Raw genomic sequence first — 26,819 nt, 5'->3', positions numbered from 1 at the left:
TGAAGTGTTTTTTTCTTAACTTTGTATTAATGATTTTTTTACTTTTTATTTTTTTTTGACCAGGAATATTCCATCAATATTTTTTTACTGAGGGCTATTAATTATTTGCTTAGATGTGCCGTGTTATAATTACAACACGCCCTGGTTGTATTCATCTTGCTGCATATTGCGTAGTGTTTAGGTTTTATTCAGGTGTGGCGTGGGATTATAGGCATAATGTTCATCTGAACAGGTTCAGTATTTGTATTTATCTGTAGTTTTTTAAATTTATGTTTTTTCTATTCAACTTATCCAGGTCTGTACTTCGTGTCATGCGGTTTTCTGGTGCATATTGCTATAGTGGTGGTGTAGGCTTTTCAAATAATATATTGATTTTTAAAGTTTACTTCCGCTTTGATTGCTGGGAAATGCGTGTGGCTCCGTAAACCACCAGAAACAACGCAGGGTACAGAGGCCAGATATCAACAGGAGCAAAATATGACAGCAGGAAGCTATAAAGACGGTGCGGTTATTAGTCGTTCAGCGATAATCGCTGCCGGGATTGAATCACTGATTTTAAGAAATTTCGATAATATTAATCTGAGTGTTTGCGATGTAAAGTGCGATAGTCAGCTTAGTCTTACCGTTAATAACGATATCATTTTTTGTGATCTTTCCGATGAAAACCACAGTGATGATATTTATTATCATTATCTGGAAAGCGTCCACAGCGGGCAAAAATGCCAGTGGGTTATGTTGATATCCTCAGATGAACAGCAATATGAAAAATGGCATGGTTTACCTAATATCCATTTGATTCCTCTGTTGGTTCCTGAAACTGAGCTGATAAATCTGCTGCACCCCTTTCTGGATTGCATGTACATTCCGGGGGATACAGAGGCTGACGCCGAAGCCTGCTCCAGTGCACAAATTCCCCAGGAGCACCATAAACTGACTGCATCGGAAAAACGAGTTTTGCGCCTGCTTGGGCGTGGGCTCGGGGTGAACCAGGTGGCAAATGTGCTGCAAAAAAGCAATAAAACGATTAGCGCCCAGAAACGGAGCGCATTGCGTCGTTTATCACTGCGCAGTAATGCCGATATGTATGCCTGGATTAACAGCGAAGCTGGCAAAGTGGAACTTTCCAACGAGCTGTGAGGCAGGGCGGTTACCGGGCTTAACCGGTATGTGGCTGCTTCCATGTAAATGGGCCCTTGTGGCCCATTTGAGTCTGATGACAAACCTCATGTCCGCACAGAACGAGAGGATGTCACCTAATAAAAAACCAGGAAAATCAATTCATTGATTTTCGGCTGCTAACTAAAAAGAAGGAAAAACCACGCTTTTTCCTTCTTTTTCATCAATCTGAAATGGGCTCTTGTGGCCCATTTGTGCTTTCTCACAGACCCATGCCCGGGCGTTAATTTGCAGGGATAACACCCTGGTAATCTGCCCGGGTTCCACCTGGTGTGTGGCAGCGGCAAACGCAACCATCCCACATGGTTATTTATGCCAGTGTGCAGTCACCACATTGTTGCACACCTGGCAGGCGGTTACGCTGGCAGCATGTGCGGCGCACCCACTGGCCTTCCCGTTCCAGCATAGTGCGGAACAGGGGGTTAGCACTCCCGGTGCGTAATTGCGCAGAGAGGAAGCAGTGGCGATGTAGTGCATTGAGCTCTTCCTGAGGGTGGAATTTGCTCATTTCATTGAGAAACCAGTTAACAATGTAACCCAGGTTGCTCCAGATAAGCTTGCCGTTGATATGACCGGTTGCTTCCAGGGCTGCAACGACCGGTGTAATCCCACTTTCAATAAGGTGCTCCATGCGGGACATTGCATCCCGGGGGGCATCATGGTGAGCGGGCTGAACATCCAGCCAGAATTTTTCTGCCCGGCCGGTTTCATGGAAACGCACACAGACCCGTTCTGGTGAGAGGTCAAGAGGGCATGACATAGTCAGTTGCGCCAGCATCAGCGGGGGGACCAGTAGCCCGGTGTACCACTGAGCCCATAAAGAAAGCAGGGGCTTGTTCTGTTGTTTTTTCTCAGGCGTATCGCGGTAACAGTGGCTGGCGTAGCGTTCCAGTAAGGTGGCAAGTTCAGCCGGTTGCGACCATTGCGCAAGTGTCAGGGTGTCTGATGGGGCCTGGGCGCCTGGGAAAATAAAGTCATTAAACCATGGGCTATGGCGCGTAAATGTTGCCTTTACCTTGTCTGACAGGGTACGGGGGAAAAAACGGGGAACCGTTCCCCATTCTTCTGCTGGTTGGCGAAACGCAAGATAAGCCATAGCGGTAAGCAATGTAAATATAAATGATAATAATTACTAATACTAACCGCGATGCCAGACACATACAAGCGTTGCTACCCGGGTATCAGGCAGCACTCCAGGTATCATAGGACAGAATGCTGTTGCGCCCCTGGTTCTTGGCACTGTAAAGCGCCTGGTCTGCCTGGCTCAGGGCTGCTCCCATATCATTGTTTTTGACTTGTGCGGTGCCGATGCTGATTGTCACATTGGTCGCGACACTTTCATTAAACATGTGCGGAATAGAGAGATCGTAAACCCGCTGGCGAATGCGCTCGGCCATTTCGCTGGCTTGTTGTGGCGTTGTATTGACCAGTAAGACCATAAATTCTTCGCCGCCATAGCGGCCAACAATATCTCTGGAGCGGACTGTATCGCGAATGGCGGCGGAAACACGCGTCAGTGCCTGGTCGCCCATCATGTGCCCGTAGTGGTCGTTATAGGCTTTAAAATGATCAATATCCAGCAGCAATAACGTATGTACAGAAGAAGAATCCGCTAAGGCGTTTTCTGTCCGGTTCTCAAAACCACGCCGATTATACAGGCCGGTAAGCGGGTCTATCATACTGAGGTCGATTAGCGTTTCTTTCTCTGCTTCCAGTGTATTAAGCAGGCTCAGGATAAACCTGTCGTTACGCTGCTTTATTACCTGGTGAATGGCAATCCCGATGGTTGGTAATGCAAAAGCAAACAACACCGGCACCCAGTATTCTCCCCTGGAAAGAAACAGGATGGTCAGTGTGGTGGGCAGGCAATGCAGCAGGAAACTGATTAAGTTATTGATGAACGCAATTGCCCCAATAAACAGGACAGCCAGTAATGTCACCATAAACCATGAAAGATCTGTGGTTTGTAAGACATGCTGTGTCAGTACGGCATTCCAGGCCCAAAAAATACCAAATATCAGTGAGATGATATTTATATGTACGCGTATTTTTTTATTTTTTAAATTTGAGATAAGTAAAAACGTACTGCCAATGAAAATCATTGCCACAGGAGTGCGCACAATAATATGCACTTTGTTGGCTACCGGGTTGAGCATGCAATAAAGTGAGCTCAGCGCGTTCAGGAGCAAAAACAGGCGTAATGAAAGTTGATACTTTTCTTTCATCAGGCCTTGCCATGATGGTGTCGTCATAAAAATCAGTGGTAAGAATAAAATATTTTGCAATATCAGTGATATTGCTGGCGTTATGTCCAGACCTTATCTGAGGAACTTAATCTACAGAATGCGTTCAGCCAGAATGAGGTCGGATGAGTGTTATGTTTAATCGCTCAATTTATCATCTTAAGAATAATCTGTCACCCCAGCCTTATTTGTCATTTTGACAACACTGCATCCTGGTTCCAGGAATATAAGATTTAATTGAAAATGATAACTATTAGCATATGATGTCTGTTATCAAATTTCTGGCTGCGGTGAGGAAGTGATGCGCAAGTGTCTTGAAGGGGGCTGGGGGTTAATTCTGGGGAGCGGAGTGATTCTTGGCCTCGCGTTTATTGGCCTGCCATTTTCGTTATGGCGAGTGTTAACTGCGGTGGCATTGTTAAGCACTGCAGCAATGTTGTGGCACCCCCGGCTGCGGCATTTTATTTTACTCTCTTCTGCAATGGCGCTCGGGAGCGGTGCTGTGTTGCTGCTAAAAGCGATGATGACCTGGCCAGTTTTTCCCTGAACACGGGTTATTGCTGTAAAGCGCTTTAATACAGAAAGAAACAGGCATGGAAAGGCAGGCAGGGAATAACGAAACAGGGCTGCAGGGAAAATCAGGAAACTGGTGCGAGGGGAGGGACTTGAACCCTCACGTCCGAAAGGACACTAACACCTGAAGCTAGCGCGTCTACCAATTCCGCCACCTTCGCACAGTAAGAGAGATATCGTTTTCGCATTGGTGCGAGGGGAGGGACTTGAACCCTCACGTCCGTAAGAACACTAACACCTGAAGCTAGCGCGTCTACCAATTCCGCCACCTTCGCGCAGTGCGAACGATATATGTGATTATTGGTGCGAGGGGAGGGACTTGAACCCTCACGTCCGAAAGGACACTAACACCTGAAGCTAGCGCGTCTACCAATTCCGCCACCTTCGCATACCATCAACACATTAAAGTGTTGTAACCACGGAGGCGCATTCTAGTGGTTTTCTGCTATTCGTCAACTGTTAATTACATGCCGCTTTTCTGAATGGTGTAAAAAACGGCATCCGGCAACACCCCACACTTTGCGTTATTTTTTACCAGGACGCCGCAGTATGGCGCTGTAGACTTTAAAACGCCCGGTTTGGGCAATGACTTCATGGCTGCCAAAGGTCTCATCCAGCACCCTGGGGTAAGGAAGAAATGCGTTGGCAACGATACGTAATTCCCCACCAATATTCAGGTGACGCGCCGCGCCGCGGATTAACTGCTGGGCTGCGTCCAGACTGGTCTGGATCCCATCATGAAACGGTGGGTTGGAGATTATCATGTCAAACCGGCCCTGGATGTCGCTAAATACATTGCTTGCCAGGACCTGGCCTTCTACTTCATTAGCCAGCAGCGTGGCTTTAGTGGCTTCAATTGCCGCAGCGCTGACATCACATAATGTCAGGCGTACTTTAGGTGAGTGTGCCGCCAGTGACGCAGCCAGTACACCTGCACCACAACCGACATCCAGCACTTTGCCTTTCGTGTGTGGTGTGAAGGTGGACAGGAGCAGTTGGCTGCCTGAGTCCAGCCCGTCCCGGCTGAAAACGCCCGGGAGTGTTTTGACCGTAACGCCGTCGGCCTGGTATTCGCCCCACCAGGTATCAGGAGAAAATGCGGGCTGTTTTTCAAGTTGACCATGGTACAGACCACAACGGCGTGCACTGTCAACTTTGGTTAATGGGCAAAATGCCTCGATCATTTGTTCCGCGCTACGGATCCCGCTACGGTTTTCACCCACGACAAAAATATGGCTGCCTGTGGGGAGCAGTGCCAGCAGGTTCATTAGCTGGTAATGCGCTTCAGGCTTGTTTTTCGGCCAGTAATAAATCAGCGTATCGCAGCCGGCAACCTGTTCAGTTTCTGCATACATGCCCCAACTTGCCTGTTCACCCATTTGTGCATGTAGCTGTTGCCAGTGATGATATTGTTGAGTAAATACCCTGGCCGAGGCGCAGGGGAGTTGCGCGGGCAACATGTCTTGCAGGTCACCTGCAAATAAAATATGGCTGTCCTGAAAATCATCACTGTTGCGCAGCAGCACTTCACTGGCAGGGGTATACGCTGACATTAATTGTCTCCTTAATATTCTGAGGCGTGATTATAGTGGTTTGTTGGCGCAGATACGACGGATTTGCTATATTTGCGCCCTTCTGACGAGAAACAAGGCTACGCATGACATCCCGACGAGACTGGCAATTGCAGCAACTGGGCATCACCCAATGGGTGCTACGCCGCCCGGGCGTGTTGCAAGGTGAGGTTGCTATCACAGTGCCGTCTGCGGTGCGATTATTGATAGTCGCCCGGCCATTACCTGAATTACATAACCCTTTTATTCAGGATGTTCTGCGTAGTTTGCAACTCTCAACAGAGCAGGTCATGTTGTTATCCCCTGAACGGGTCGACATGTTGCCGTCTGGCAGCCGCTGCCATACCTGGTGGCTGGGGGCTTCATGCCCTGCGGCGTTACCCGGGGTAAATCTGTCTTCTCCCGGGCTGGATGAACTTTATCAGGACCACCAGGCGCGCCAGGCGCTGTGGAAACAAATTTGCCAACATGAACACGATCTCTTCCCTGACGCAGGCTGATCTCGCCGCCGCCTGGGCGATAGAACAACGCAGCCATGCTTTCCCATGGAGTGAAAAAACGCTCATCAGCAACCAGGGCGAGCGTTACCGTAATTTTGGTTTATGGTCCGACGGGCAACTGGTGGCCTTTGCCATAACCCAGGTTGTGCTGGATGAAGCCACACTGTTCAATATTGCCGTTGATCCTGCCTGGCAACGTAAAGGGCTGGGGCGCGAATTGCTTGAGCACCTGGTCGCTGAGCTGGAGCAGAGTGATGTGCTCACGTTGTGGCTGGAAGTCCGCGAGTCGAACCTGGGTGCCCGCGCCTTATACGAGCTATTAGGTTTTAACGAAGTCACCGTGCGCCGCAATTACTATCCGTGCGCGGCCGGGCGTGAGGATGCCATTGTTATGGCTCTGCCGCTGGGGTGAATACAGAAGAGAATTAACGGAGCGAAGCCATGCAGTGGGACTGGATTCTGTTTGATGCCGATGAAACGCTGTTTACATTTGATGCATTCAGCGGCTTACAAAGAATGTTTCTGGATTATAGCGTTACGTTTACATCCGAAGATTTCCAGGATTATCAGGCGGTCAATAAGCCGTTGTGGGTGGATTATCAAAACGGTGCGATTAGCGCGTTACAATTACAGCACCAACGTTTCCAAGGGTGGGCCGACAAATTGCGCGTGCCGCCTGCTGAACTGAATGATGCCTTTTTAAATGCCATGGCGGAAATTTGTACACCGCTACCAGGCGCGCTTTCCCTGCTCAATGCACTGTATGGCAAGGTGAAAATGGGCATCATCACTAATGGTTTTACGGCGCTTCAGGAGCGTCGCCTGGCGCGAACGGGTACAGCGCATTTATTTGATCTGCTGGTGATTTCTGAGCAAGTGGGTGTGGCGAAACCGGATGCTTCAATCTTCGATTATGCACTGAATAAAATGGGGAATCCGCCCCGGGAACGTGTGTTAATGGTTGGGGATACACCAGAGTCCGATATTCTTGGTGGAATTAACTCGGGTCTGGCAACTTGCTGGGTCAACAGCCATCAGCGCACTCTGCCGGAAGGGATTACACCAGACTGGCAGGTGGCTACGCTTAGCGAACTGGAGCAACGCCTGTGTAAACAATGATTGTCTGGCCCGGACTGTTGGGTAAAATAGCGCACATTTTTACCAATCCTTGTGGTGTGAACACGGTTCGCGCCCTGACACAGAAGACTGAATTATGACGTTGTCTCCTTTCGAGCAAGAGGTGGCCCGCCGCCGCACTTTTGCCATTATTTCTCACCCGGATGCGGGTAAAACAACCATTACTGAAAAAGTGCTGTTGTTCGGACAGGCTATTCAGACCGCGGGGACAGTGAAAGGCCGTGGCTCCAGCCATCATGCAAAATCTGACTGGATGGAGATGGAAAAGCAGCGTGGGATTTCTATCACCACATCGGTGATGCAGTTCCCGTATCACGATTGCCTGGTTAACCTGCTTGATACCCCGGGGCACGAAGACTTCTCCGAAGATACTTACCGTACTCTGACCGCGGTGGACTGCTGCCTGATGGTGATTGATGCGGCAAAAGGTGTTGAAGACCGTACCCGTAAACTGATGGAGGTCACACGCTTGCGTGATACGCCTATCCTGACGTTTATGAACAAACTCGACCGTGATATCCGCGACCCAATGGAGTTGCTGGATGAAGTCGAAAACGAACTGAAGATCTCCTGCGCCCCTATTACCTGGCCGATTGGTTGTGGGAAATTGTTTAAAGGCGTGTATCACCTGTATAAAGACGAAACCTATCTGTATCAGAGTGGCCAGGGCCACACTATTCAGGAAGTTCGCATTGTTAAAGGCCTAGATAACCCTGAGCTGGATAAAGCAGTGGGTGAAGATCTGGCTGGTCAATTACGCGATGAACTGGAACTGGTGAAAGGGGCTTCTAATGAGTTTGATGAAGACCTGTTCCTGAGCGGTGATATTACGCCTGTGTTCTTCGGTACCGCGCTGGGTAACTTTGGTGTTGATCATATGCTTGATGGCCTGGTTTCCTGGGCACCAACGCCAATGCCTCGCCAGACTGACCAGCGTGTTGTGGAAGCGAAAGAAGATAAATTCGCCGGCTTTGTTTTCAAAATTCAGGCCAATATGGACCCGAAACACCGCGACCGTGTGGCATTTATGCGTGTTGTGTCTGGTAAGTATGAAAAGGGCATGAAGCTGCGCCAGGTGCGTACCGGCAAAGATGTGGTGATTTCTGACGCCCTGACTTTCATGGCTGGTGACCGTGCTCATGTTGAAGAAGCCTATCCTGGCGATATCCTTGGTTTGCATAACCACGGTACCATCCAGATTGGTGATACCTTCACTCAGGGTGAAAACATGAAGTTTACCGGGATCCCGAACTTCGCCCCTGAATTGTTTCGCCGTATTCGCCTGCGTGACCCGCTGAAACAAAAACAGTTGCTCAAGGGGCTGGTACAGCTTTCGGAAGAAGGTGCGGTGCAGGTGTTCCGTCCGCTTATCAACAACGATTTGATTGTTGGCGCGGTTGGTGTGCTGCAGTTTGATGTGGTTGTGGCGCGCCTGAAAAGTGAATACAACGTTGAAGCAATTTATGAGTCAGTCAACGTTGCCACTGCACGTTGGGTTGAATGCGCTGACGTGAAAAAATTCGAAGAATTTAAACGTAAAAATGAAGTACAGCTGGCTCTGGATGGGGGAGATAACCTGGCGTATATCGCACCAACCATGGTTAACCTCAACCTGACTCAGGAACGTTACCCTGACGTGACATTCCGCAAAACGCGCGAACACTAACAGGGCATTTTGCCAACCGGTGAGTGCCGGTTTTGCCAGAGCCTGGCCTGCGCAATTAACGCGGGCCAGGCTTTTTTATATCCTTTCTGTCATTGTGCTTTTTGCGCAGAATGTTCTTAAAAACCCCCGAAATCAGCCCTGTTCAGCAGTTTTTTCCGTTTATCCGATCGTTTTTTACTGCCAGTGAACTATAGTTACCCCTGACAGTAACTCCTGGTTTAAAACGCTAATAAACATGTTTATTGTGGTTTTAAATCTTGGTTAATTGTTCTTTTGTTGAATTTATTCACCATTAATGGGTTTTTTAGATGTGGTGAATAACGGCTGGTTACTACCAGCACTGGCTCAAATACTGAGCAAACATAAGGAAAGAATCGATGAAGATGACAAACAAGGTTTCTCACTCTCTGCTGGCAATTGCGTTGGGTTCTGTTCTGGTGAGTGGTGCAGCGTTCGCTGAAAGTACCACAGCCGCTAAAGCACAGACCATGGCGGATTCCGCGGGACAAAAAATCGACAGCTCTGTCACTAAAGTCGGTAATTTCATGGATGACAGTGCCATAACGGCAAAAGTGAAATCGGCTTTAATGGATAACGACTCGGTCAAAAGTACCGATATCTCCGTCGATACAGATAAAGGCGTTGTGACCCTGAGTGGGTTTGTCACCAGCCAGAAACTGGCTGAAACAGCAGTGAATGTCGCCCAGCATGTGGATGGCGTGAAATCAGTCAGTGACAAGTTGCAGGTGAAAGACAGCGATTCGCAGAGCCTGAAAGGCTATGCCGGTGATACCGCAACGACCAGCGAGATTAAGGCGAAGTTCCTGGCCGATGACATTGTTCCGTCGCGCAAAATCAAAGTGGAAACCACCCAGGGTGTGGTACTGCTGACGGGTACAGTGAATAACAGTGCACAGGCACAGCGGGCAGAAACCATTGCTAAAGCCATTGATGGCGTGAAAAGCGTCAAAAATGAACTAAAAGTTAAAGCGTAAGAGTAATCAGACGGACCCGGGCTTGCCACAGGCAGGCCCGACGCGAACCAACCAGGTGTTACTGGTGCACTGGCCGGTGGCAATCATTATTCACTTTGGGTAAGGAGCGTTTATGTTTCGTTGGGGAATTATCTTCTTAATTGTGGCAGTGATTGCGGCGGCGTTAGGCTTCGGTGGCCTGGCGGGGACTGCGGCGGGTGCTGCGAAAATCGTCTTTGTTGTCGGTATTGTTCTCTTTCTGGTCAGTCTTTTTACCGGCCGTCGGCGTCCATAGACCGGAAAGTGTGGTACAACATGGGTGAGTAAGAGCCAGTCCGGGCGACTGGCTTTTTACTGTCTGGACCATTCCTTTTGTATAGCTAATCAGGCAGACCGCCCATGGGACAATATATACCGGTGACACTCGGGGATCTCTCCCCACTCTCGTTAGCACCTTTTGAACCAGGCAGAATGGCGCTGGTATGTGAAGGTGGTGGGCAGCGCGGCATTTTTACTGCCGGTGTGCTTGATGAGTTTCTGCGTGCCGGTTTTAATCCATTTGATGATTTCTACGGTACTTCTGCGGGTGCGCAGAACCTGTCCTCCTGGCTGTGCGGGCAGCGGGGTTATGCCTGGCGTGTTATCACCCGCTTCACCACGCAGAGAGAGTTTTTTGACCCGGTGCGCTTTGTGCGTGGCGGGCACCTTATTGACCTCGACTGGCTGGTAGACTCCACGGCGAAAACTATGCCACTGGCAATGGACCAGGCGGCCCGGTTGTTTGACCAGGGTAAACGTTTTTACCTGTGTGCCTGCCGTAGTGATGATTACACGCCAGAATATTTTACCCCTGATACAGACACCTGGCTGGACCTTATCCGTGCCTCCAGTGCGATACCGGGTTTTTACCGCAATGGCGTGACACTGAATGGTATCAGCTATCAGGATGGTGGCATCAGTGATGCTATTCCGGTACAGGAGGCTGTGCGTCGTGGAGCAAAAACTGTGGTTGTCATTCGCACGGTTCCCTCGCAAATGTATTACACACCGCAGTGGTTTCAACGCATGCAACGCTGGTTAGGTGAAAGCAGCCTGCAACCCCTGGTTAACCTGGTTCAGCACCATGAAGCCTGTTACAGCGCAACGCAGCAGTTTATTGAGTCGCCACCTGAAGGGGTCAATGTTATTGAAATATACCCGCCTGTCGCGCTGAAAAGCATGGCTTTGGGAAGCCGCCTGCCTGCGCTTCGTGCCGACTATAAAACCGGGCGGTTATGTGGGCGCTATTTCCTGGCGACTGTCGCGAAATGGTTAGGCGCGGTACATCCTCCTCATGCAACGGAGTTGCCTGTTACGGGCAAAATCATTATTCCGGGTGAGGCGGCTAACGATATGGTGCCTGCTCACCAGGCAAATGATGACTCATTTGGCCGTGATGGCTGCCTTGAGCAGGGAGACAGCGCGTGACGTACCGGTTTATCGATACCCACTGCCATTTTGATTTTCCTCCGTTTACTGGCGATGAAAATGCAAGCCTGGCTCGTGCGGCGAACGCTGGTGTGGAGAAAATTATCGTTCCGGCAATCGGTGCCGGGCAGTTTAACGCGGTACTTGCCCTGGCACGGGACTACCCGGCGGTCTATGCCGCTTTGGGTCTGCACCCCATGTATATCGAACAGCATGATGATGCCGCTTTGCAGGCCTTAGAGAACGCTTTAGCCAGCCAGCCGGGAAAAGTGGTGGCTGTGGGGGAAACTGGCCTGGATGCTTACCGGGAATCACCTGATCTCCCTAAGCAGGTTGCTATGCTCCAGGCGCAGTTTGCGCTGGCAAAACGCTGGCAGTTGCCGGTTATCCTTCATTCCCGGCGTACTCACGACAAGCTGGCAATGTTATTACGCCAGGCTTCATTGCCAAAAACCGGCGTAGTACACGGGTTTTCCGGTAGTTTTGAGCAAGCGATGCGGTTTATAGAACTGGGGTATTACATTGGTGTGGGTGGCACCATCACTTACCCGCGGGCGGCAAAAACGCGCAAGGCCATTAGCCGGTTGCCACTTGAAGCATTAGTACTCGAAACGGATGCGCCGGATATGCCTCTTAATGGCTGGCAGGGGCAGGCGAATCGCCCTGAGCGGGTTGCGCTGGTTTTTGACATACTTTGCCAGTTGCGTAGCGAAAATCCGGAGGAAATAGCCGATGCTGTGTGGCGAAATACTTGCGCACTTTTCCCATTAGTTGCGCAAACAGCTTAAAAATGTGATGCAGATCACTGTATAAGATTAACGTTTGTATTTGTTGCTTGGATAACGTGATTCATATATCAATTTAGTGATTTCCTGCCGTTATAATGCCAGCGTTTTCGACCAATAATTCTGTTAACGAATATTTCTCTTTGGCGCAGGAATCCATCTATGCAAATCCTCATGGGGTTAGTGGGCATGATCGTGTTGTTACTGATCGGTGTGCTCCTTTCAAGTAACCGTAAAGCTATTAATTTTCGTACTGTAATTGGTGCCTGGGTTATTCAGGTATTGATTGGTGCACTGGTTCTTTATGTGCCTGTTGGGCGTAAGGTGCTGTTGGCAATGTCGGAAGGCGTTGCGAAAGTGATTGCCTACGGCAATGACGGGATTTCATTCCTGTTTGGTGGCCTGGCTTCCGACAAAATGTTCGAAGTGTTTGGTAACCAGGGCTTTGTTTTTGCATTGCGCGTCCTGCCCATTATTGTCTTCTTCTCATCACTGATTGCTGTGCTGTATTACCTGGGGATCATGCAACTGGTCATCCGTATTCTCGGGGGTGGCTTGCGTTATGTGCTGAAAACCTCGCGCACTGAATCACTTTCTGCCACAGCGAATATCTTTGTTGGGCAGACTGAAGCGCCACTGGTTGTTCGGCCCTATATTGCCACAATGACACGTTCAGAGTTGTTTGCCGTAATGTGTGGTGGCCTGGCATCGGTTGCCGGTTCTGTACTGGCGGGTTATGCACAGATGGGTGTTCCACTTGAGTATTTGATTGCTGCTTCTTTCATGGCGGCTCCAGGTGGCCTGCTGTTTGCCAAACTGATAGTGCCGGAAACAGAAACTCCCCATGATGCGCCGGATCTGAAAATTGGTGAAAACGACCCTGACCGCCCGAGCAACGTGCTTGATGCTGCTGCCTCTGGTGCTTCTTCTGGTATGCAACTGGCGCTGAATGTTGGGGCTATGCTGTTAGCGTTTGTTGCGCTGATTGCGTTGCTCAACGGCATTTTGTCCGGTGTCGGTGGCTGGTTCAATCACCCGGAACTCTCCATGCAGTTGATTCTGGGCTGGGTATTTTCTCCACTGGCCTGGATTATTGGTGTGCCGTGGAATGAAGCGACGGTTGCCGGTTCCTTTATTGGGCAGAAACTGATCATTAATGAGTTTGTTGCCTACCTGAACTTTGGCGCTTACCTGAAAGATGACGCAACTGTGGCTGCCGCAGGCCTGCAAGTGCTGTCTTCCCACACCAAAGCGATTATCTCTTTTGCACTGTGTGGTTTTGCCAACCTGTCTTCCATTGCCATTCTGATTGGTGGGTTGGGCAGTATGGCCCCTGGCCGTCGCCATGATGTCGCACGCATGGGCTTAAAGGCGGTTGCAGCCGGGACATTATCTAACCTGATGAGTGCAACCATTGCCGGGATATTCCTGTCCATGTAGCGCATTTTGTTATTTTTATAACATTTTGTGATGCCAAGAAGGCCGGAGAATAACCGGCCTTTTTCATTTTAGGTAAACGTGATTTTATCTTGTCTGTCGCATATAATTGTTGCAGGAACATCGCCAGTGTTCTCTGTTTTGCGAAACTCTGCACAAAACATGGCTGGTGATGAATGTTAGAATTTTAACATTACATATACTGCGAAACTGAAATAGTGTGGTGAGCTTAAGCTCTGATTCCGGGTGCCAGTGCCATGCTTTTCGTTGGAGACGATGATGAATGATTTAACCAGCAGCAGCCTGCGTGCACTGCACTTAATGGATTTAACCACCCTGAATGAAGACGACACGGATGAAAAAGTTATTGCGTTGTGCCGCCAGGCCAAAACACCCGTGGGGACACCAGCGGCCATTTGTATTTATCCTCGCTTTATTCCCGTAGCCCGTAAGGCGCTGAAGGCTCAGGGGACGCCGGATGTGCGGATTGCAACAGTGACCAATTTCCCCCATGGCAATGATGACATCGAGATTGCGCTGGCAGAAACCCGCGCAGCCATTGCTTATGGTGCGGATGAAGTGGATGTTGTGTTCCCTTACCGCACATTAATGGCTGGTGATGAAGATACCGGGTTTGCACTGGTTAGTGCCTGTAAAGCGGCCTGCCAGGCTGCGAATGTGTTGCTGAAAGTCATTATTGAAACCGGTGAGTTAAAAACGGAAGCGCTGATTCGCAAGGCGTCTGCCATTGCCATTAATGCCGGTGCCGACTTCATTAAGACATCTACCGGGAAAGTGCCGGTTAACGCTACCCCGGAAAGTGCACGCCTGATGATGGAAGTCATTCGGGATATGGGCGTACAGGAAACCGTGGGCTTTAAACCTGCTGGCGGCGTGCGTACCGCCGAAGATGCACAACTGTATTTGCAAATGGCTGACGACATTCTTGGTGAAAAGTGGGCAGATGCCCGCCATTTCCGCTTCGGTGCTTCCAGCCTGCTTGCCAGTTTATTGAAAGCCCTTGGTCACGGTGACGGCCAGAGCAACAGTCAATATTGATTCTTCCAGGGAGCAGGCCCGCCCTGGCTCCCTGATACCTTCAGGAGGCGACAGTGTTTCTTGCCCAGGAAATTATCCGTAAAAAACGTGATGGACACCCGCTCAGTGACGAAGAGATCCGTTTTTTTGTCAACGGGATCCGCGATAACACCGTTTCAGAAGGGCAAATCGCAGCCCTGGCGATGACCATTTTTTTCCATGATATGACGATGTCTGAGCGTGTGTCGCTGACAATGGCGATGCGGGATTCAGGCACGGTACTGGACTGGTCAGCGCTCAATTTGCATGGCCCGATTGTGGATAAACACTCCACTGGTGGTGTGGGCGATGTAACTTCTCTGATGCTTGGCCCCATGGTGGCAGCCTGCGGTGGGTATGTGCCGATGATTTCCGGGCGAGGGCTGGGCCACACTGGTGGAACTCTGGATAAACTGGAATCCATTCCGGGCTTTGATATTTACCCGGACGATACGCATTTTCGCAACATCATTTCTTCTGTTGGTGTGGCCATTATTGGGCAAACCAATTCCCTGGCCCCGGCTGACCGCCGCTTTTATGCCACCCGGGATATCACCGCAACGGTCGATTCCATTCCACTGATAACCGCATCTATTTTGGCGAAAAAGCTGGCTGAAGGGCTGGATGCGCTGGTGATGGACATCAAAGTGGGTAGTGGCGCATTTATGCCAACTTATGAACAGTCTGAAGCACTGGCCCGGGCAATTGTCTCCGTTGCGAATGGCGCAGGTGTGCGTACCACTGCTTTGCTCACGGATATGAACCAGGTGCTGGCTTCATCGGCGGGGAATGCGCTGGAAGTGCGTGAAGCTGTGCGCTTCCTTACGGGTGAACAGCGTAATCCGCGCCTGGAGGCTGTTACCATGGCGTTGAGCGTTGAAATGCTGTTGTCGGGCAAACTGGCTGCCGATGAAGCAACCGCCCGGAAAATGCTGAATGACGTGCTGGATAACGGCAAAGCTGCAGAGTGTTTTGGCCGCATGGTTGCTGCCCAGAACGGGCCTGCTGATTTCGTCGAACATTATGACCGTTACCTGCCGGAAGCCATGCTTAGCAAAGCGGTGTTTGCCGACACCAGTGGCTACGTGAGCGCAATGGATACCCGTATGCTCGGTATGGCGGTGGTTGCTTTGGGAGGTGGCCGCCACCAGGCCAGCGATGAGATTGATTACAGCGTTGGGTTATCTGATGTTGTGCGCCTGGGTGAAGAAATTGATGGCCAGCGCCCTCTGGCAATTATCCATGCGCGCGGTGAGGCAGAATGGCTGGCTGCGGCGCAAATGGTGAAAACAGCTATCACCATCGGCAGTGCTCCAGTGGCTGACACCCCGGTGGTATATAGCACTATCACCCAATAACTGGCATACTGATCTGATCACTTTCTTTTAGCGCCGTCGGTTGCCAGCCGCTGGCAACGATGCAGGAGAAATTATGAAACGTGCATTCATTATGGTGCTGGACTCGTTCGGCATTGGCGCAACTGAAGATGCCGATAAATTCGGTGATGCAGGCTCAGATACTCTGGGCCATATTGCTCAGGCCTGTGCTAACGGCGAGGCAGATAAAGGCCGTCATGGCCCGCTGAACTTACCTAATTTAACTCAACTTGGCCTGGCGAAAGCCCACGAAGGTTCCACCGGGAGCCTTCCGGCTGGTATGGACGGTAATGCAGTAATTACTGGTGCATACGGCTGGGCGCATGAACTCTCTTCTGGTAAAGACACCCCGTCCGGGCACTGGGAAATAGCCGGTGTGCCTGTGTTGTTTGACTGGGGCTATTTCAGCGACGTAGAAAACAGCTTCCCCCAGAAATTGCTGGATGAACTGGTGCAACGCGCTGACCTGCCTGGTTACCTGGGTAACTGCCACTCTTCGGGCACCGTCATTCTCGACAAACTGGGTGAAGAGCATATGAAAACCGGGAAACCGATTTTCTACACCTCTGCTGACTCCGTTTTCCAGATTGCCTGCCATGAAGAAACCTTCGGTCTGCAACGCCTGTACGACTTGTGCGAAATTGCGCGTGAGGTGCTGACCAACGGGGGCTATAACATTGGCCGTGTCATTGCGCGTCCTTTTGTGGGTGAAAAAGCCGGAGCCTTTGAACGGACCGGAAACCGCCATGACCTGGCTGTCGAACCGCCGTCAGCAACTGTGTTGAAAAAGCTGGTGGACGAAAAGCAAGGCCAGGTGGTGTCTGTGGGTAAAATTGCGGATATCTATGCCAATGTGGGTATCACTAAAAAGGTGAAAGCGACCGGGCTGGATGCGTTATTTGACGCGACTCTGGCAGAAATGAAAGCGGCAGGGGATAACACCATTGTGTTTACCAACTTTGTCGATTTTGACTCTTCCTGGGGGCACCGCCGTGATGTGGCCGGGTATGCTGCCGGTCTTGAACTGTTCGACCGCCGTTTGCCTGAGTTACTGGCTTTATTGGAAGGGGATGATCTCCTGATCCTGACAGCCGATCATGGTTGCGACCCAACCTGGGCTGGTACTGATCATACTCGCGAGCACATTCCAGTATTAATTGCCGGCCCACGTGTGCAACCTGGTTCTTTGGGGCACCGCGAAACCTTTGCCGATATCGGGCAGACACTGGCCCACTATTTTGGTACCTCTGCCATGGACTATGGCAAAAATATGTTGTGAGTGACGGTAGCTGTGGGCGGGGACGAACCGCCCATGTCAGAATGTTGTGCCAGTAGCAGCCTGCTGCGCTCTGTGCCTGGTTTTGACAAGTGACCTTCTTAACGCTGACTACTGATTAAGGAATATAACAATGGCAACGCCACATATTAATGCAGAAATGGGTGATTTCGCTGACGTCGTTTTGATGCCGGGTGACCCGCTGCGTGCCAAACACATTGCTGAAACCTTCCTGGAAGATGTGCGGGAAGTGAATAATGTTCGCGGTATGTTAGGTTTTACTGGCACTTATAAAGGCCGCAAAATCTCCGTAATGGGCCATGGTATGGGGATCCCATCCTGCTCTATTTACACCAAAGAGCTGATAACAGAGTTTGGTGTGAAGAAAATTATCCGTGTCGGCTCATGTGGTGCTGTGCGCCAGGACGTCCATTTGCGTGATGTCGTCATTGGTATGGGCGCCAGTACGGACTCCAAAGTAAACCGCATTCGTTTTAAAGACCATGATTTTGCAGCGCTGGCTGATTTTGACATGGTGCGTAATGCGGTTGACGCCGCAAAAGCGTTAGGTGTGGATGCCCGGGTTGGTAATTTGTTTTCAGCTGACTTGTTCTACTCTCCGGACCCTTCCATGTTTGATGTGATGGAGCAATACGGAATCCTGGGCGTGGAAATGGAAGCGGCTGGTATTTATGGTGTTGCCGCGGAGTTTGGCGCGAAAGCGCTGGCGATTTGTACGGTGTCTGACCATATCCGTACTCACGAGCAAACTACCGCAGAAGAACGCCAGACCACCTTTAATGACATGATAAAGATTGCCCTGGAATCGGTACTGCTGGGCGATAAAGCCTGATAACGTACTGTTGCTTTTTGTTGTGCCAGTTTGTCTGGCACAACAACTTCTTAGCTGTTCCCCACTTTGTTCACGCCACTTTCTCTGTTCCTGGAAAATACCTGATACATGGCACACATAGTGCCCGCCACTTAAGGTTTGTCTTTCCCTTCTGGCGTATCGTTATCTTCTTCTTTTACCGACTTACTGGCAGTAAGCAGGAACGGCGATTGCTGCCAGCGTGTACGTTTACCCTGCAATAAGATACGGGCGAGAATAATGCCAATGGCGACACATAACAGCATCATCAGGCGTAAAATATTGGTTGTGTTATCTACCTGGCGTGCGTCGGTTGGCAGGGAGTGGGTGTCGAGCGTTAAACGCAAATAGCCCAGTAGCGTGTTTTTGTCTTCAACGGGCTGGACGATTTGTTGGTTGAAATAACTGCCTGCCTTTTTTCCATCTAAAGCCAGCCTGTCTCGCACATTGACATTTTCCCCAGCCTTGACGATTAAATTTCCTTGCGAATCGTAGACACCTGCATCGAGAATACGCCCTTGCTGGGTTAAATTACGCAAAATGACTGCAATATGTTTTTCATCCGGGGCATCCCCTTTGAGCAGGGGGACCAGGCGGTAACTGACCTGTATTGCCAGGGTGTTAGCCAGCTCTTCAAATTGCAAATTACGGGTTTTTTGGTGGCTCTGGCTGAACCACGACGCGCCTTGCATTAATGCAACCAGTAAGGCCAGGCAAATTAATATAATTAATGTACGATGCACACGGAATTTCAGTTTAGCCAGTGCCATAACTCACCTATTGAAAAATTGCTGTCTGCATGTTGCCAGAAGCAGGCATCACAGGGTAGCCTCATGCGTTGTTTTATTCCGGCATGAATTCGATTTTTACAGGAGCTGTAATGCCAAATAGCCTGACATGGTGCGATTTGCCCAACGATGTTTCCTTGTGGCCCGGACTGCCGCTTTCGCTCAGTGGCGATGAAGTGATGCCGCTGGATTACCGCGCTGGCCGGACTGGCTGGCTCCTGTATGGGCGCGGCCTGGATAAAAATAGTCTGACCAAATATCAGCGTAAGCTGGGCGCCGCTATGGTGATTGTCTCCGCCTGGGATGTTGAAGAGTATCAGGTGGTTCGCCTTGCGGGCTCACTGACTCCCAGAGCGACCAAACTGGCCCATGAGGCCGGTCTGGATGTCGCGCCCCTGGGTAAATTACCTAACCTGCGTGTTCCCGGGTTGCTGGTTATGGATATGGACTCAACCGCCATCCAGATTGAGTGTATTGATGAAATTGCCAAACTGGCTGGTACTGGCGAACAAGTCGCGGCAGTGACAGAGCGCGCCATGCGTGGCGAACTGGATTTCGCCGCCAGCTTGCGCGAGCGTGTAGGCACACTGAAAGGTGCCGATGCCGGTATCCTTCAGCAAGTGCTGGATACCTTGCCGCTGATGCCCGGGCTGACTGCTATGGTGGCGAAACTGCACGCCTTTGGCTGGCAGGTTGCCATTGCTTCCGGTGGCTTTACCTTTTTTGCCGATCACCTGAAAAATCAACTGAACTTATGCGCTGCGGTGGCAAACCAAATGGGGATTGCTCAGGGTAAGCTTACCGGAGAAGTGGTTGGCCCAATTGTGGATGCACGCTATAAAGCCGATACCCTCAAGCAGCTTGCTGATACCTGGAACATCGACCCTGCGCAAACTGTGGCAATTGGCGATGGCGCCAACGATCTATTAATGATTAAAGCGGCCGGGCTGGGGATTGCTTACCACGCTAAGCCAAAAGTGAATGAGAAAACGGAAGTGACTATCCGCCATGCGGATCTTCTTGGGGTATTCTGTATTCTTTCTGGCAGCCTGAAGCAGGAATAACCCGGCAGTAACAAGAGTGAGGTAATGTGGTGGCAAAAGCACCGAAAAGAGCGTTTGTCTGTAATGAGTGTGGTGCGGATTACCCGCGCTGGCAGGGGCAGTGCAGTGCATGCCATGCCTGGAATACCATTACCGAGGTGCGAATAGCGGCATCGCCTCAGGTTGCCCGCAATGAAAAACTGTCAGGCTATGCGGGCAATGCTGGTGTCAGTAAAGTGCAGAAGCTGTCGGAAATCAGTCTTGAGGAGCTCCCTCGTTTCTCTACGGGCTTTAAAGAGTTCGACCGGGTTTTGGGTGGCGGTGTGGTGCCGGGAAGCGCCATTTTAATCGGCGGTAATCCTGGTGCCGGGAAATCGACCCTGTTACTGCAAACCCTGTGCAAACTCGCTGAACAAATGAAAACGCTGTATGTCACCGGGGAAGAGTCGCTCCAGCAGGTGGCCATGCGTGCCCATCGCCTGGGGTTGCCTGGCAGCAATCTGAATATGCTGTCAGAAACCAGCATTGAACAGATTTGCCTGGTGGCTGACCAGGAGCAGCCAAAACTGATGGTTATCGACTCCATTCAGGTTATGCATATGGCGGATGTTCAGTCATCACCAGGCAGTGTGGCTCAGGTGCGGGAAACAGCCGCATATTTGACGCGCTATGCGAAGATGCGTGGTGTGGCTGTAATTATGGTGGGCCATGTCACCAAAGATGGCTCACTGGCCGGCCCAAAAGTGCTGGAACACTGTATTGACTGTTCTGTGTTGCTGGATGGCGATGCAGACTCGCGTTTTCGTACATTGCGTAGCCACAAAAACCGTTTCGGTGCTGTGAACGAGCTGGGCGTTTTTGCCATGACCGAGCAGGGGATGCGCGAAGTGAGCAACCCGTCAGCGATTTTCCTTAGCCGGGGCGATGAGCTGACTTCAGGCAGTTCTGTGATGGTGGTTTGGGAAGGAACCCGGCCTTTACTGGTAGAAATTCAGGCGCTGGTGGATCAGTCTATGATGTCTAACCCCCGGCGTGTGGCTGTAGGGCTTGAGCAAAACCGCCTGGCCATTCTGCTTGCGGTGCTGCACCGCCATGGTGGTTTACAAATGGCAGACCAGGATGTGTTTGTTAATGTGGTGGGCGGCGTAAAAGTAGCGGAAACCAGTGTGGATTTAGCACTGTTGCTGGCGATTGTCTCCAGCCTGAGAGACCGCCCGTTGCCGCAAGACCTGGTGGTGTTTGGTGAAGTTGGCCTTTCCGGGGAGATTCGGCCGGTACCGAGTGGGCAGGAGCGTATCACCGAAGCGTCTAAACATGGTTTCCGCCGGGCGATTGTTCCCCACGCCAATGTTCCAAAACGCCCGCCTGCGGGAATGGAAATCTTCGGTGTAAAAAAACTGGCGGATGCGCTGTCTGTATTTGATGATTTATTTGTCACATAACAACACCGGTGGTTGCTTCTTTTGGTAGCCCACCAGGTTTCAGCCCCGCGATTCAACAGGTAGTGGGCTGAAACCGAACCTGGTTATTCTTACTTGTTCCTGCGTGTATTACACAAAGGCAGGTATTCCCCGGAGATTGCAGGAGGCAACGCTTGTCATCGTTTGAATATTTAAAACACGCTATTCGCCAGAAGGGCTGCACACTCCAGCAAGTCGCTGATGCCAGTGGCATGACGAAAGGCTATTTGAGCCAATTATTAAACGCCAAAATCAAAAGCCCCAGTGCCCAAAAGCTGGAGGCTTTGCACCGGTTCCTTAGCCTGGAATTCCCCCGTGTAGAGAAGCGTGTGGGGGTAGTATTTGGCAAGTTTTACCCTCTGCACACTGGCCATATCTATTTAATTCAGCGCGCCTGTAGCCAGGTTGATGAGCTGCATATCATTATGGGTTATGACGAAACGCGTGATCGCGAGCTGTTTGAAGCCAGTGCGATGTCGCAACAGCCCACTATCAGTGACCGTTTGCGCTGGTTGCTGCAAACCTTTAAGTATCAGAAAAATATCCACATTCATGCGTTTAATGAAGAGGGCATGGAGCCTTATCCCTGGGGTTGGGATGTCTGGAGTGCTGGTATTAAAGCGTTTATGGACAGTGAAGGTATTTTCCCGGACCAAATTTATACTTCAGAAGCCTCAGATGCACCGCAGTACCTGGAACATTTAGGGATCAATACGGTGTTGGTGGATCCTGACCGCACATTTATGAACATCAGTGGCGGCCAAATTCGTGAAAACCCGTTCCGCTTCTGGGATTACATCCCTACTGAAGTAAAACCCTTTTTTGTGCGCACTGTGGCTATTTTGGGCGGCGAGTCCAGTGGGAAATCCACCATGGTGAACAAACTGGCTAATATCTTCAATACCACCAGTGCCTGGGAATTTGGCCGCGAGTATGTCTTCTCTCATTTGGGGGGAGATGGCCGGGCATTGCAATATACTGACTATGATAAGATTGCCATTGGCCATTCTCAATATGTTGATTTTGCAGTTAAATATGCCAATAAAGTGGTGTTTATTGATACTGACTTCGTTACTATTCAGGCCTTCTGCAAGGCAAATGAAGGGCGGGGACACCCTTTTGTGCAGGCGATGATTGATGAATACCGGTTTGACCTGGTGATTTTGCTGGAAAACAACATGCCATGGGTGGCAGGGGATTTTCGCCGTTCCGGGAGTGGTAGTGAACGCGAGCGTAAGGCTTTTCAGGCACAGTTAGTGTCTATGCTGCAGGAAAATGGCATTGTTTATGCTCATGTTGATGAGACAGACTACGATACGCGCTTTCTGCGTTGTGTCAGCCTGGTGCGCCAGTTGATGGGTGAAGAGAGTGGGCAATAAAACACACGGCTGTTTCTGAGCCAGTATCCCGGTGGCAGCCATACTCGGAACTTGCTCACAACGAAAACCAACGGTGACAACAAAGAAAACAGCCACCTGTGTAAGGTGGCTGAAAAGAGATAAGCAGTAAACTATTTATTTAGTAATACGCTTATATTTGATGCGTTTTGGCTCAAGAGCTTCAGCACCCAGAGTGCGTTTTTTGTATTCTTCGTATTCAGTAAAGTTACCTTCGAAGAATTCAACTTTGCCTTCATCCTGGTAGTCCAGAATATGCGTCGCAATACGGTCCAGGAACCAACGGTCATGGGAAATAACCATGGCGCAACCCGGGAACTCCAGCAGGGCGTTTTCCAGTGCTCGCAGGGTTTCTACATCCAGGTCGTTGGTTGGTTCATCGAGCAGTAACATGTTGCCGCCTACCTGCAACAGTTTAGCCAGATGCAGGCGCCCACGTTCACCACCAGACAGTTCGCCAACCCGTTTACCCTGGTCAGTGCCTTTGAAGTTAAAGCGCCCCACGTAAGCACGGCTGGGGATTTCAAAGTTACCAATCTTCATGATATCCAGGCCGCCAGAGACTTCTTCCCAGACAGTCTTCTTGTTGTCCATGGCATCACGGAACTGTTCTACTGCGGCAATTTTTACGGTATCGCCCAGTGTGATATTCCCGCTGTTGGGCTGTTCCTGGCCGGTTACCATACGGAACAGCGTAGATTTACCCGCGCCGTTAGGGCCGATAATCCCCACGATAGCGCCTTTCGGAATAGAGAAAGAGAGGTCGTCAATCAGGACCCGGTCGCCGTAAGACTTGGTGAGGTTTTCTACTTCCAGCACTTTGTCGCCCAGGCGAGGACCGGGTGGAATAAACAGTTCGCTGGTTTCATTACGTTTCTGGTATTCCACGTTGTTGAGTTCTTCAAAACGGGCCAGACGTGCTTTGCCTTTAGACTGGCGGCCACGGGCGCCCTGGCGAACCCATTCCAGTTCTTTCTCAATGGATTTACGGCGTGCGGCTTCAGCAGAAGCTTCTTGTGCCAGACGTTGATCTTTCTGTTCCAGCCAGGAAGAGTAGTTCCCTTCCCAGGGAATGCCTTCACCACGGTCAAGTTCAAGGATCCAGCCAGCAACGTTATCCAGGAAGTAACGGTCGTGGGTAATTGCCACCACAGTCCCTTCGAAGTCGTGCAGGAAGCGTTCCAGCCAGGCAACAGATTCAGCATCCAGGTGGTTGGTTGGTTCGTCCAGCAGCAGCATGTCAGGTTTTTCTAACAGCAGGCGGCACAGAGCGACACGGCGGCGTTCACCCCCGGATAAGTTTGCGATTGTCGCGTCCCAGTCAGGTAAGCGGAGTGCGTCTGCCGCTCGTTCTAACTGGTTGTTCAGGTTGTGGCCATCATGCGCCTGGATAATCTCTTCTAACTTACCTTGCTCGGCAGCCAGTTTGTCGAAGTCTGCTTCCGGGTCTGCGTACAGGGCATAGACTTCATCAAGGCGCTTAAGCGCACCGACGACTTCCGCGACAGCTTCTTCAATCGATTCGCGAACAGTGTGTTCCGGGTTGAGCTGAGGTTCCTGCGGCAGGTAACCGATTTTGATCCCAGGCTGAGGGCGGGCCTCACCTTCGATATCGGTATCAATGCCCGCCATGATACGCAGCAATGTTGATTTACCGGCACCATTAAGGCCCAGCACACCGATTTTGGCGCCGGGGAAGAAGCTCAGAGAAATATTCTTAAGAATGTGCCGTTTCGGCGGAACCACTTTGCCGACACGATGCATGGTATATACGAATTGAGCCACGTTGCGACTTCGCCTCTTTAATCGTGATTTAGGGTATTGAGTAACACTGGCGAAGTTTAGCCTTTTTCTTGTCTTAATCCCAGCTATCAGCACGGAAGGACGATATCCTCTTCTCGAAAAGAATTACGTAAAAAAGTGTTTGTGGCATGGCAGATTACTTTTTGCCTGGTTAGCATGAGATTTCCTGAAGGATGTTTCGGGCATCCTGACGTACAAGAAGACTAAGGAGTTGTTGTGGGGAAAGCAAAACAGGGTACCTGGCGCTTCGCGGCTGCAAGCCTCTGCCTGCTTACCGTCAGCCATGCGGTTTGGGCAGATTCACTGGATGAACAGCGTCAGCGCTACAGCGCAATAAAACAGGCCTGGGATCAACGGCAGATGGATGTTGTGCAGCAAATGATGCCAGGCCTGAAAGATTACCCCCTTTATCCTTATCTTGAATATCGGGAATTGACATCAGACTTACAGAATGAAACTGCTGTTGCTGTTACACAGTTTGTCCAACAGTACCCCACAATGCCCATCAGCAGAGCGCTGACAACGCGCTTCATTAATGAACTGGCACGCCGCAGTGACTGGAAAGGCTTGCTGGCGTTCAGCCCAACAGAACCACCGACAACTGAAGCAAAGTGTAATTATTACAATGCAAAATGGCAGACCGGGCAGACCAGTGCGGCATGGGAGGGGGCGCATAAGTTGTGGCAAACAGGGCGTACTCTGCCATTAACTTGTGAGAATTTGTTCACGGCATGGCGTGCTTCCGGCCAGCAATCTGTTGATGATTATTTATCCCGTATTGTGCTGGCGATGAAAGCAGGTAATACCGCGCTGGTGGACGCACTGGCAGGCCAGTTACCGGATAATGACCTGACATTGTCCTCTTCGGTAATGAGCCTTGCCGATGACCCGCAAACGGTGCTCTCATTTGCACGCACAGTCAAACCTTCTGACTTTACTCGCCGCCTGGTTGAGCTGGCGTTTGCCAGTGTGGCACGCCAGGATGTGGAAAACGCGCGGGCCATGATCCCGGCATTAGTTCAGGCATCCGGGCTGGACGACGACCAGGCTCAAAATCTGAAAGATATTGTGGCCTGGCGCTTGTTCGGTAACGACATTACCGATGAACAGGCGAGCTGGCGTGATGACATCATTATGCGTTCAGGCTCAGATTCATTAATTGAGCGGCGCATTCGTATGGCGTTAGGTGAGGGGGACAGAGCCGGGCTGAATACCTGGTTATCACGCCTCTCTATGGAGGCCAAGCAGGAAGACGAGTGGCGTTACTGGCAGGCTGTACTTTTGCTGGAACGTGGGCGTGAAACGGAAGGCCGGGCTATTTTGCAGGATTTGATGAAAGCCCGGGGGTTTTACCCAATGGTTGCGGCACAGCGCCTGGGTGTACCTTACCAGTTAACGGTGAATGATGCTCCTGAAGCCAGTGGCTCACTGGTTAATGGGCCTGTTCTGGCTCGTATTCGTGAACTGATGTACTGGAACCTTGATAATACGGCGCGCAGTGAATGGGCGGGTTATATTGCCAGCCGCCCACCTGAGGAACAGGCCGCTTTAGCTCATTATGCCCTGAAGCAAGGCTGGTGGGATTTGAGTGTGCAGGCGACGATTGCCGGTAAATTATGGGATAACCTGACGGAGCGTTTCCCTCCGGCCTGGAAAGCAACGTTCGACCATTATGTCAGTGGTAAAGATATTTCCAGCACGTATGCCATGGCTATTGCTCGCCAGGAAAGTGCCTGGAACCCGAAAGTGCGCTCACCGGTTGGTGCCACAGGCCTGATGCAGTTAATGCCCGCAACGGCCACACATACTGTGAAGATGTTTAATATCCCCGGGTACAGCAGTAGTAGCCAGTTACTCGACCCGGACACCAACATTAATATTGGTACGCAATATCTGCAGTATGTGTATCAGCAATTTGGTAATAACCGTATATTTGCTTCTGCGGCATATAATGCCGGGCCTGGCCGGGTGCGGAGCTGGCAGGGTAATAGTTCTGGTCGAATCGACGCCGTCGCGTTTATTGAGAGTATTCCTTTCTCAGAAACCCGGCGTTATGTGAAAAATGTGCTCGCCTATGATGCCTATTACCGCTATTTCGATGGTGATAACTCACCGTTACTGACGCAACAGGAGTGGCAGCAGCGTTACTGATTTTTTCAGGAGTGTGTTATGCTGCTGTACTAGTTAAATAGTATGGTG

24 protein-coding genes and 3 tRNA genes are annotated in these 26,819 nt (G+C 50.7%); 19 read left to right on the top strand and 8 right to left on the bottom strand.

Annotated elements, in window-relative coordinates; translation table 11 throughout:
- The first annotated feature begins 477 nt into the window (after positions 1-477).
- Positions 478-1,137, top strand: a complete 660-nt coding sequence (locus DES37_RS11480; RefSeq protein ID WP_110025856.1) for a helix-turn-helix domain-containing protein — start codon at positions 478-480, stop codon at positions 1,135-1,137.
- A 349-nt stretch (positions 1,138-1,486) separates the two neighbouring features.
- On the opposite strand, the gene fhuF is transcribed toward DES37_RS11480, so the two are convergent.
- Both fhuF and DES37_RS11470 read right to left on the bottom strand, forming a co-directional pair.
- Positions 1,487-2,272, bottom strand: a complete 786-nt coding sequence (fhuF, locus tag DES37_RS11475) for a siderophore-iron reductase FhuF (RefSeq protein ID WP_110025855.1) — start codon at positions 2,270-2,272, stop codon at positions 1,487-1,489.
- Between the two features lie 85 nt (positions 2,273-2,357).
- On the bottom strand, positions 2,358-3,428 hold the full coding sequence (locus DES37_RS11470; protein ID WP_110025951.1) for a GGDEF domain-containing protein: 1,071 nt from the start codon (positions 3,426-3,428) through the stop codon (positions 2,358-2,360).
- Between the two features lie 292 nt (positions 3,429-3,720).
- Between DES37_RS11470 and DES37_RS11465 the strand changes: the two genes are divergently transcribed.
- Positions 3,721-3,966, top strand: a complete 246-nt coding sequence (locus tag DES37_RS11465; RefSeq protein WP_072006916.1) for a DUF1435 family protein — start codon at positions 3,721-3,723, stop codon at positions 3,964-3,966.
- A 100-nt stretch (positions 3,967-4,066) separates the two neighbouring features.
- Here DES37_RS11465 and DES37_RS11460 read toward each other — a convergent pair.
- The 4 genes from DES37_RS11460 to rsmC all read right to left on the bottom strand — a co-directional run bounded on the left by DES37_RS11460 (position 4,067) and on the right by rsmC (position 5,545).
- A tRNA-Leu gene (locus tag DES37_RS11460) sits at positions 4,067-4,153 on the bottom strand.
- Positions 4,154-4,180: 27 nt separating this feature from the next.
- Positions 4,181-4,267: transfer RNA gene (locus DES37_RS11455), tRNA-Leu, on the bottom strand.
- A gap of 26 nt (positions 4,268-4,293) precedes the next feature.
- Positions 4,294-4,380: transfer RNA gene (locus DES37_RS11450), tRNA-Leu, on the bottom strand.
- Positions 4,381-4,516: 136 nt separating this feature from the next.
- The gene (rsmC, locus tag DES37_RS11445; protein ID WP_110025854.1) at positions 4,517-5,545 is read right to left on the bottom strand and encodes a 16S rRNA (guanine(1207)-N(2))-methyltransferase RsmC; all 1,029 of its coding nucleotides are present in this window, start codon (positions 5,543-5,545) and stop codon (positions 4,517-4,519) included.
- Positions 5,546-5,649: 104 nt separating this feature from the next.
- Here rsmC and DES37_RS11440 point away from each other — a divergent pair, with 104 nt between their 5' ends.
- From DES37_RS11440 to deoD, 13 genes are all read left to right on the top strand, one after another.
- Positions 5,650-6,063: a DNA polymerase III subunit psi gene (locus DES37_RS11440; RefSeq protein ID WP_110025853.1), complete on the top strand. Its 414-nt coding sequence runs from the start codon at positions 5,650-5,652 to the stop codon at positions 6,061-6,063.
- Positions 6,032-6,475 carry a ribosomal protein S18-alanine N-acetyltransferase gene (gene rimI, locus DES37_RS11435; protein WP_110025852.1) on the top strand — a complete coding sequence of 148 codons (444 nt, stop codon included), beginning with the start codon at positions 6,032-6,034 and terminating at the stop codon, positions 6,473-6,475. The genes DES37_RS11440 and rimI overlap by 32 nt, the downstream gene beginning before the upstream one ends.
- Before the next feature lie 29 nt (positions 6,476-6,504).
- Entirely contained in the window at positions 6,505-7,182 is a 678-nt protein-coding gene (gene yjjG, locus DES37_RS11430; protein ID WP_036106440.1) for a pyrimidine 5'-nucleotidase, read from the top strand.
- 94 nt (positions 7,183-7,276) lie between these two features.
- Entirely contained in the window at positions 7,277-8,866 is a 1,590-nt protein-coding gene (gene prfC / locus DES37_RS11425; protein WP_110025851.1) for a peptide chain release factor 3, read from the top strand.
- Positions 8,867-9,243: 377 nt separating this feature from the next.
- Entirely contained in the window at positions 9,244-9,861 is a 618-nt protein-coding gene (osmY, locus tag DES37_RS11420) for a molecular chaperone OsmY (protein WP_036106434.1), read from the top strand.
- A gap of 112 nt (positions 9,862-9,973) precedes the next feature.
- Positions 9,974-10,135: a DUF1328 domain-containing protein gene (locus DES37_RS11415; RefSeq protein WP_072006915.1), complete on the top strand. Its 162-nt coding sequence runs from the start codon at positions 9,974-9,976 to the stop codon at positions 10,133-10,135.
- 104 nt (positions 10,136-10,239) lie between these two features.
- Positions 10,240-11,307 (top strand): patatin-like phospholipase family protein, encoded by a 1,068-nt coding sequence (locus DES37_RS11410; RefSeq protein WP_110025850.1) that lies wholly within the window; start codon positions 10,240-10,242, stop codon positions 11,305-11,307.
- Positions 11,304-12,095 carry a TatD family hydrolase gene (locus DES37_RS11405; protein WP_110025849.1) on the top strand — a complete coding sequence of 264 codons (792 nt, stop codon included), beginning with the start codon at positions 11,304-11,306 and terminating at the stop codon, positions 12,093-12,095. Before DES37_RS11410 ends, DES37_RS11405 begins: the two co-directional genes overlap by 4 nt.
- Before the next feature lie 159 nt (positions 12,096-12,254).
- Positions 12,255-13,532, top strand: coding sequence for a NupC/NupG family nucleoside CNT transporter (locus DES37_RS11400; protein ID WP_036106429.1), 1,278 nt, complete (start codon positions 12,255-12,257; stop codon positions 13,530-13,532).
- Between the two features lie 276 nt (positions 13,533-13,808).
- A complete protein-coding gene (deoC, locus tag DES37_RS11395; RefSeq protein ID WP_036106423.1) occupies positions 13,809-14,588 on the top strand; it encodes a deoxyribose-phosphate aldolase in 780 nt (259 codons plus the stop codon).
- 53 nt (positions 14,589-14,641) lie between these two features.
- A complete protein-coding gene (gene deoA / locus DES37_RS11390; RefSeq protein ID WP_110025848.1) occupies positions 14,642-15,964 on the top strand; it encodes a thymidine phosphorylase in 1,323 nt (440 codons plus the stop codon).
- Positions 15,965-16,037: 73 nt separating this feature from the next.
- Positions 16,038-17,261 (top strand): phosphopentomutase, encoded by a 1,224-nt coding sequence (gene deoB, locus DES37_RS11385; protein ID WP_036106418.1) that lies wholly within the window; start codon positions 16,038-16,040, stop codon positions 17,259-17,261.
- A gap of 130 nt (positions 17,262-17,391) precedes the next feature.
- A complete protein-coding gene (gene deoD, locus DES37_RS11380; protein ID WP_036106415.1) occupies positions 17,392-18,111 on the top strand; it encodes a purine-nucleoside phosphorylase in 720 nt (239 codons plus the stop codon).
- Positions 18,112-18,242: 131 nt separating this feature from the next.
- On the opposite strand, the gene DES37_RS11375 is transcribed toward deoD, so the two are convergent.
- Positions 18,243-18,899 (bottom strand): YtjB family periplasmic protein, encoded by a 657-nt coding sequence (locus tag DES37_RS11375; protein WP_036106412.1) that lies wholly within the window; start codon positions 18,897-18,899, stop codon positions 18,243-18,245.
- Between the two features lie 110 nt (positions 18,900-19,009).
- On the opposite strand from DES37_RS11375, the gene serB reads away from it, so the two are divergent.
- The 3 genes from serB to nadR all read left to right on the top strand — a co-directional run bounded on the left by serB (position 19,010) and on the right by nadR (position 22,799).
- The gene (gene serB / locus DES37_RS11370; RefSeq protein WP_036106410.1) at positions 19,010-19,981 is read left to right on the top strand and encodes a phosphoserine phosphatase; all 972 of its coding nucleotides are present in this window, start codon (positions 19,010-19,012) and stop codon (positions 19,979-19,981) included.
- Between the two features lie 29 nt (positions 19,982-20,010).
- Positions 20,011-21,402: a DNA repair protein RadA gene (radA, locus tag DES37_RS11365; protein ID WP_110025950.1), complete on the top strand. Its 1,392-nt coding sequence runs from the start codon at positions 20,011-20,013 to the stop codon at positions 21,400-21,402.
- A 152-nt stretch (positions 21,403-21,554) separates the two neighbouring features.
- Positions 21,555-22,799, top strand: coding sequence for a multifunctional transcriptional regulator/nicotinamide-nucleotide adenylyltransferase/ribosylnicotinamide kinase NadR (nadR, locus tag DES37_RS11360; RefSeq protein WP_110025847.1), 1,245 nt, complete (start codon positions 21,555-21,557; stop codon positions 22,797-22,799).
- 135 nt (positions 22,800-22,934) lie between these two features.
- On the opposite strand, the gene ettA is transcribed toward nadR, so the two are convergent.
- The gene (gene ettA, locus DES37_RS11355) at positions 22,935-24,602 is read right to left on the bottom strand and encodes an energy-dependent translational throttle protein EttA (RefSeq protein ID WP_036106404.1); all 1,668 of its coding nucleotides are present in this window, start codon (positions 24,600-24,602) and stop codon (positions 22,935-22,937) included.
- A gap of 234 nt (positions 24,603-24,836) precedes the next feature.
- On the opposite strand from ettA, the gene sltY reads away from it, so the two are divergent.
- Positions 24,837-26,771 (top strand): murein transglycosylase, encoded by a 1,935-nt coding sequence (sltY, locus tag DES37_RS11350; protein ID WP_110025846.1) that lies wholly within the window; start codon positions 24,837-24,839, stop codon positions 26,769-26,771.
- Positions 26,772-26,819: the final 48 nt, after the last annotated feature.

This window comes from Mangrovibacter plantisponsor (assembly GCF_003182475.1).
GTDB lineage: Bacteria > Pseudomonadota > Gammaproteobacteria > Enterobacterales > Enterobacteriaceae > Mangrovibacter > Mangrovibacter plantisponsor.
The sequence above is the reverse complement of the archived record's forward strand: the minus strand, read 5'-3'. Positions and strand labels throughout refer to the sequence as shown.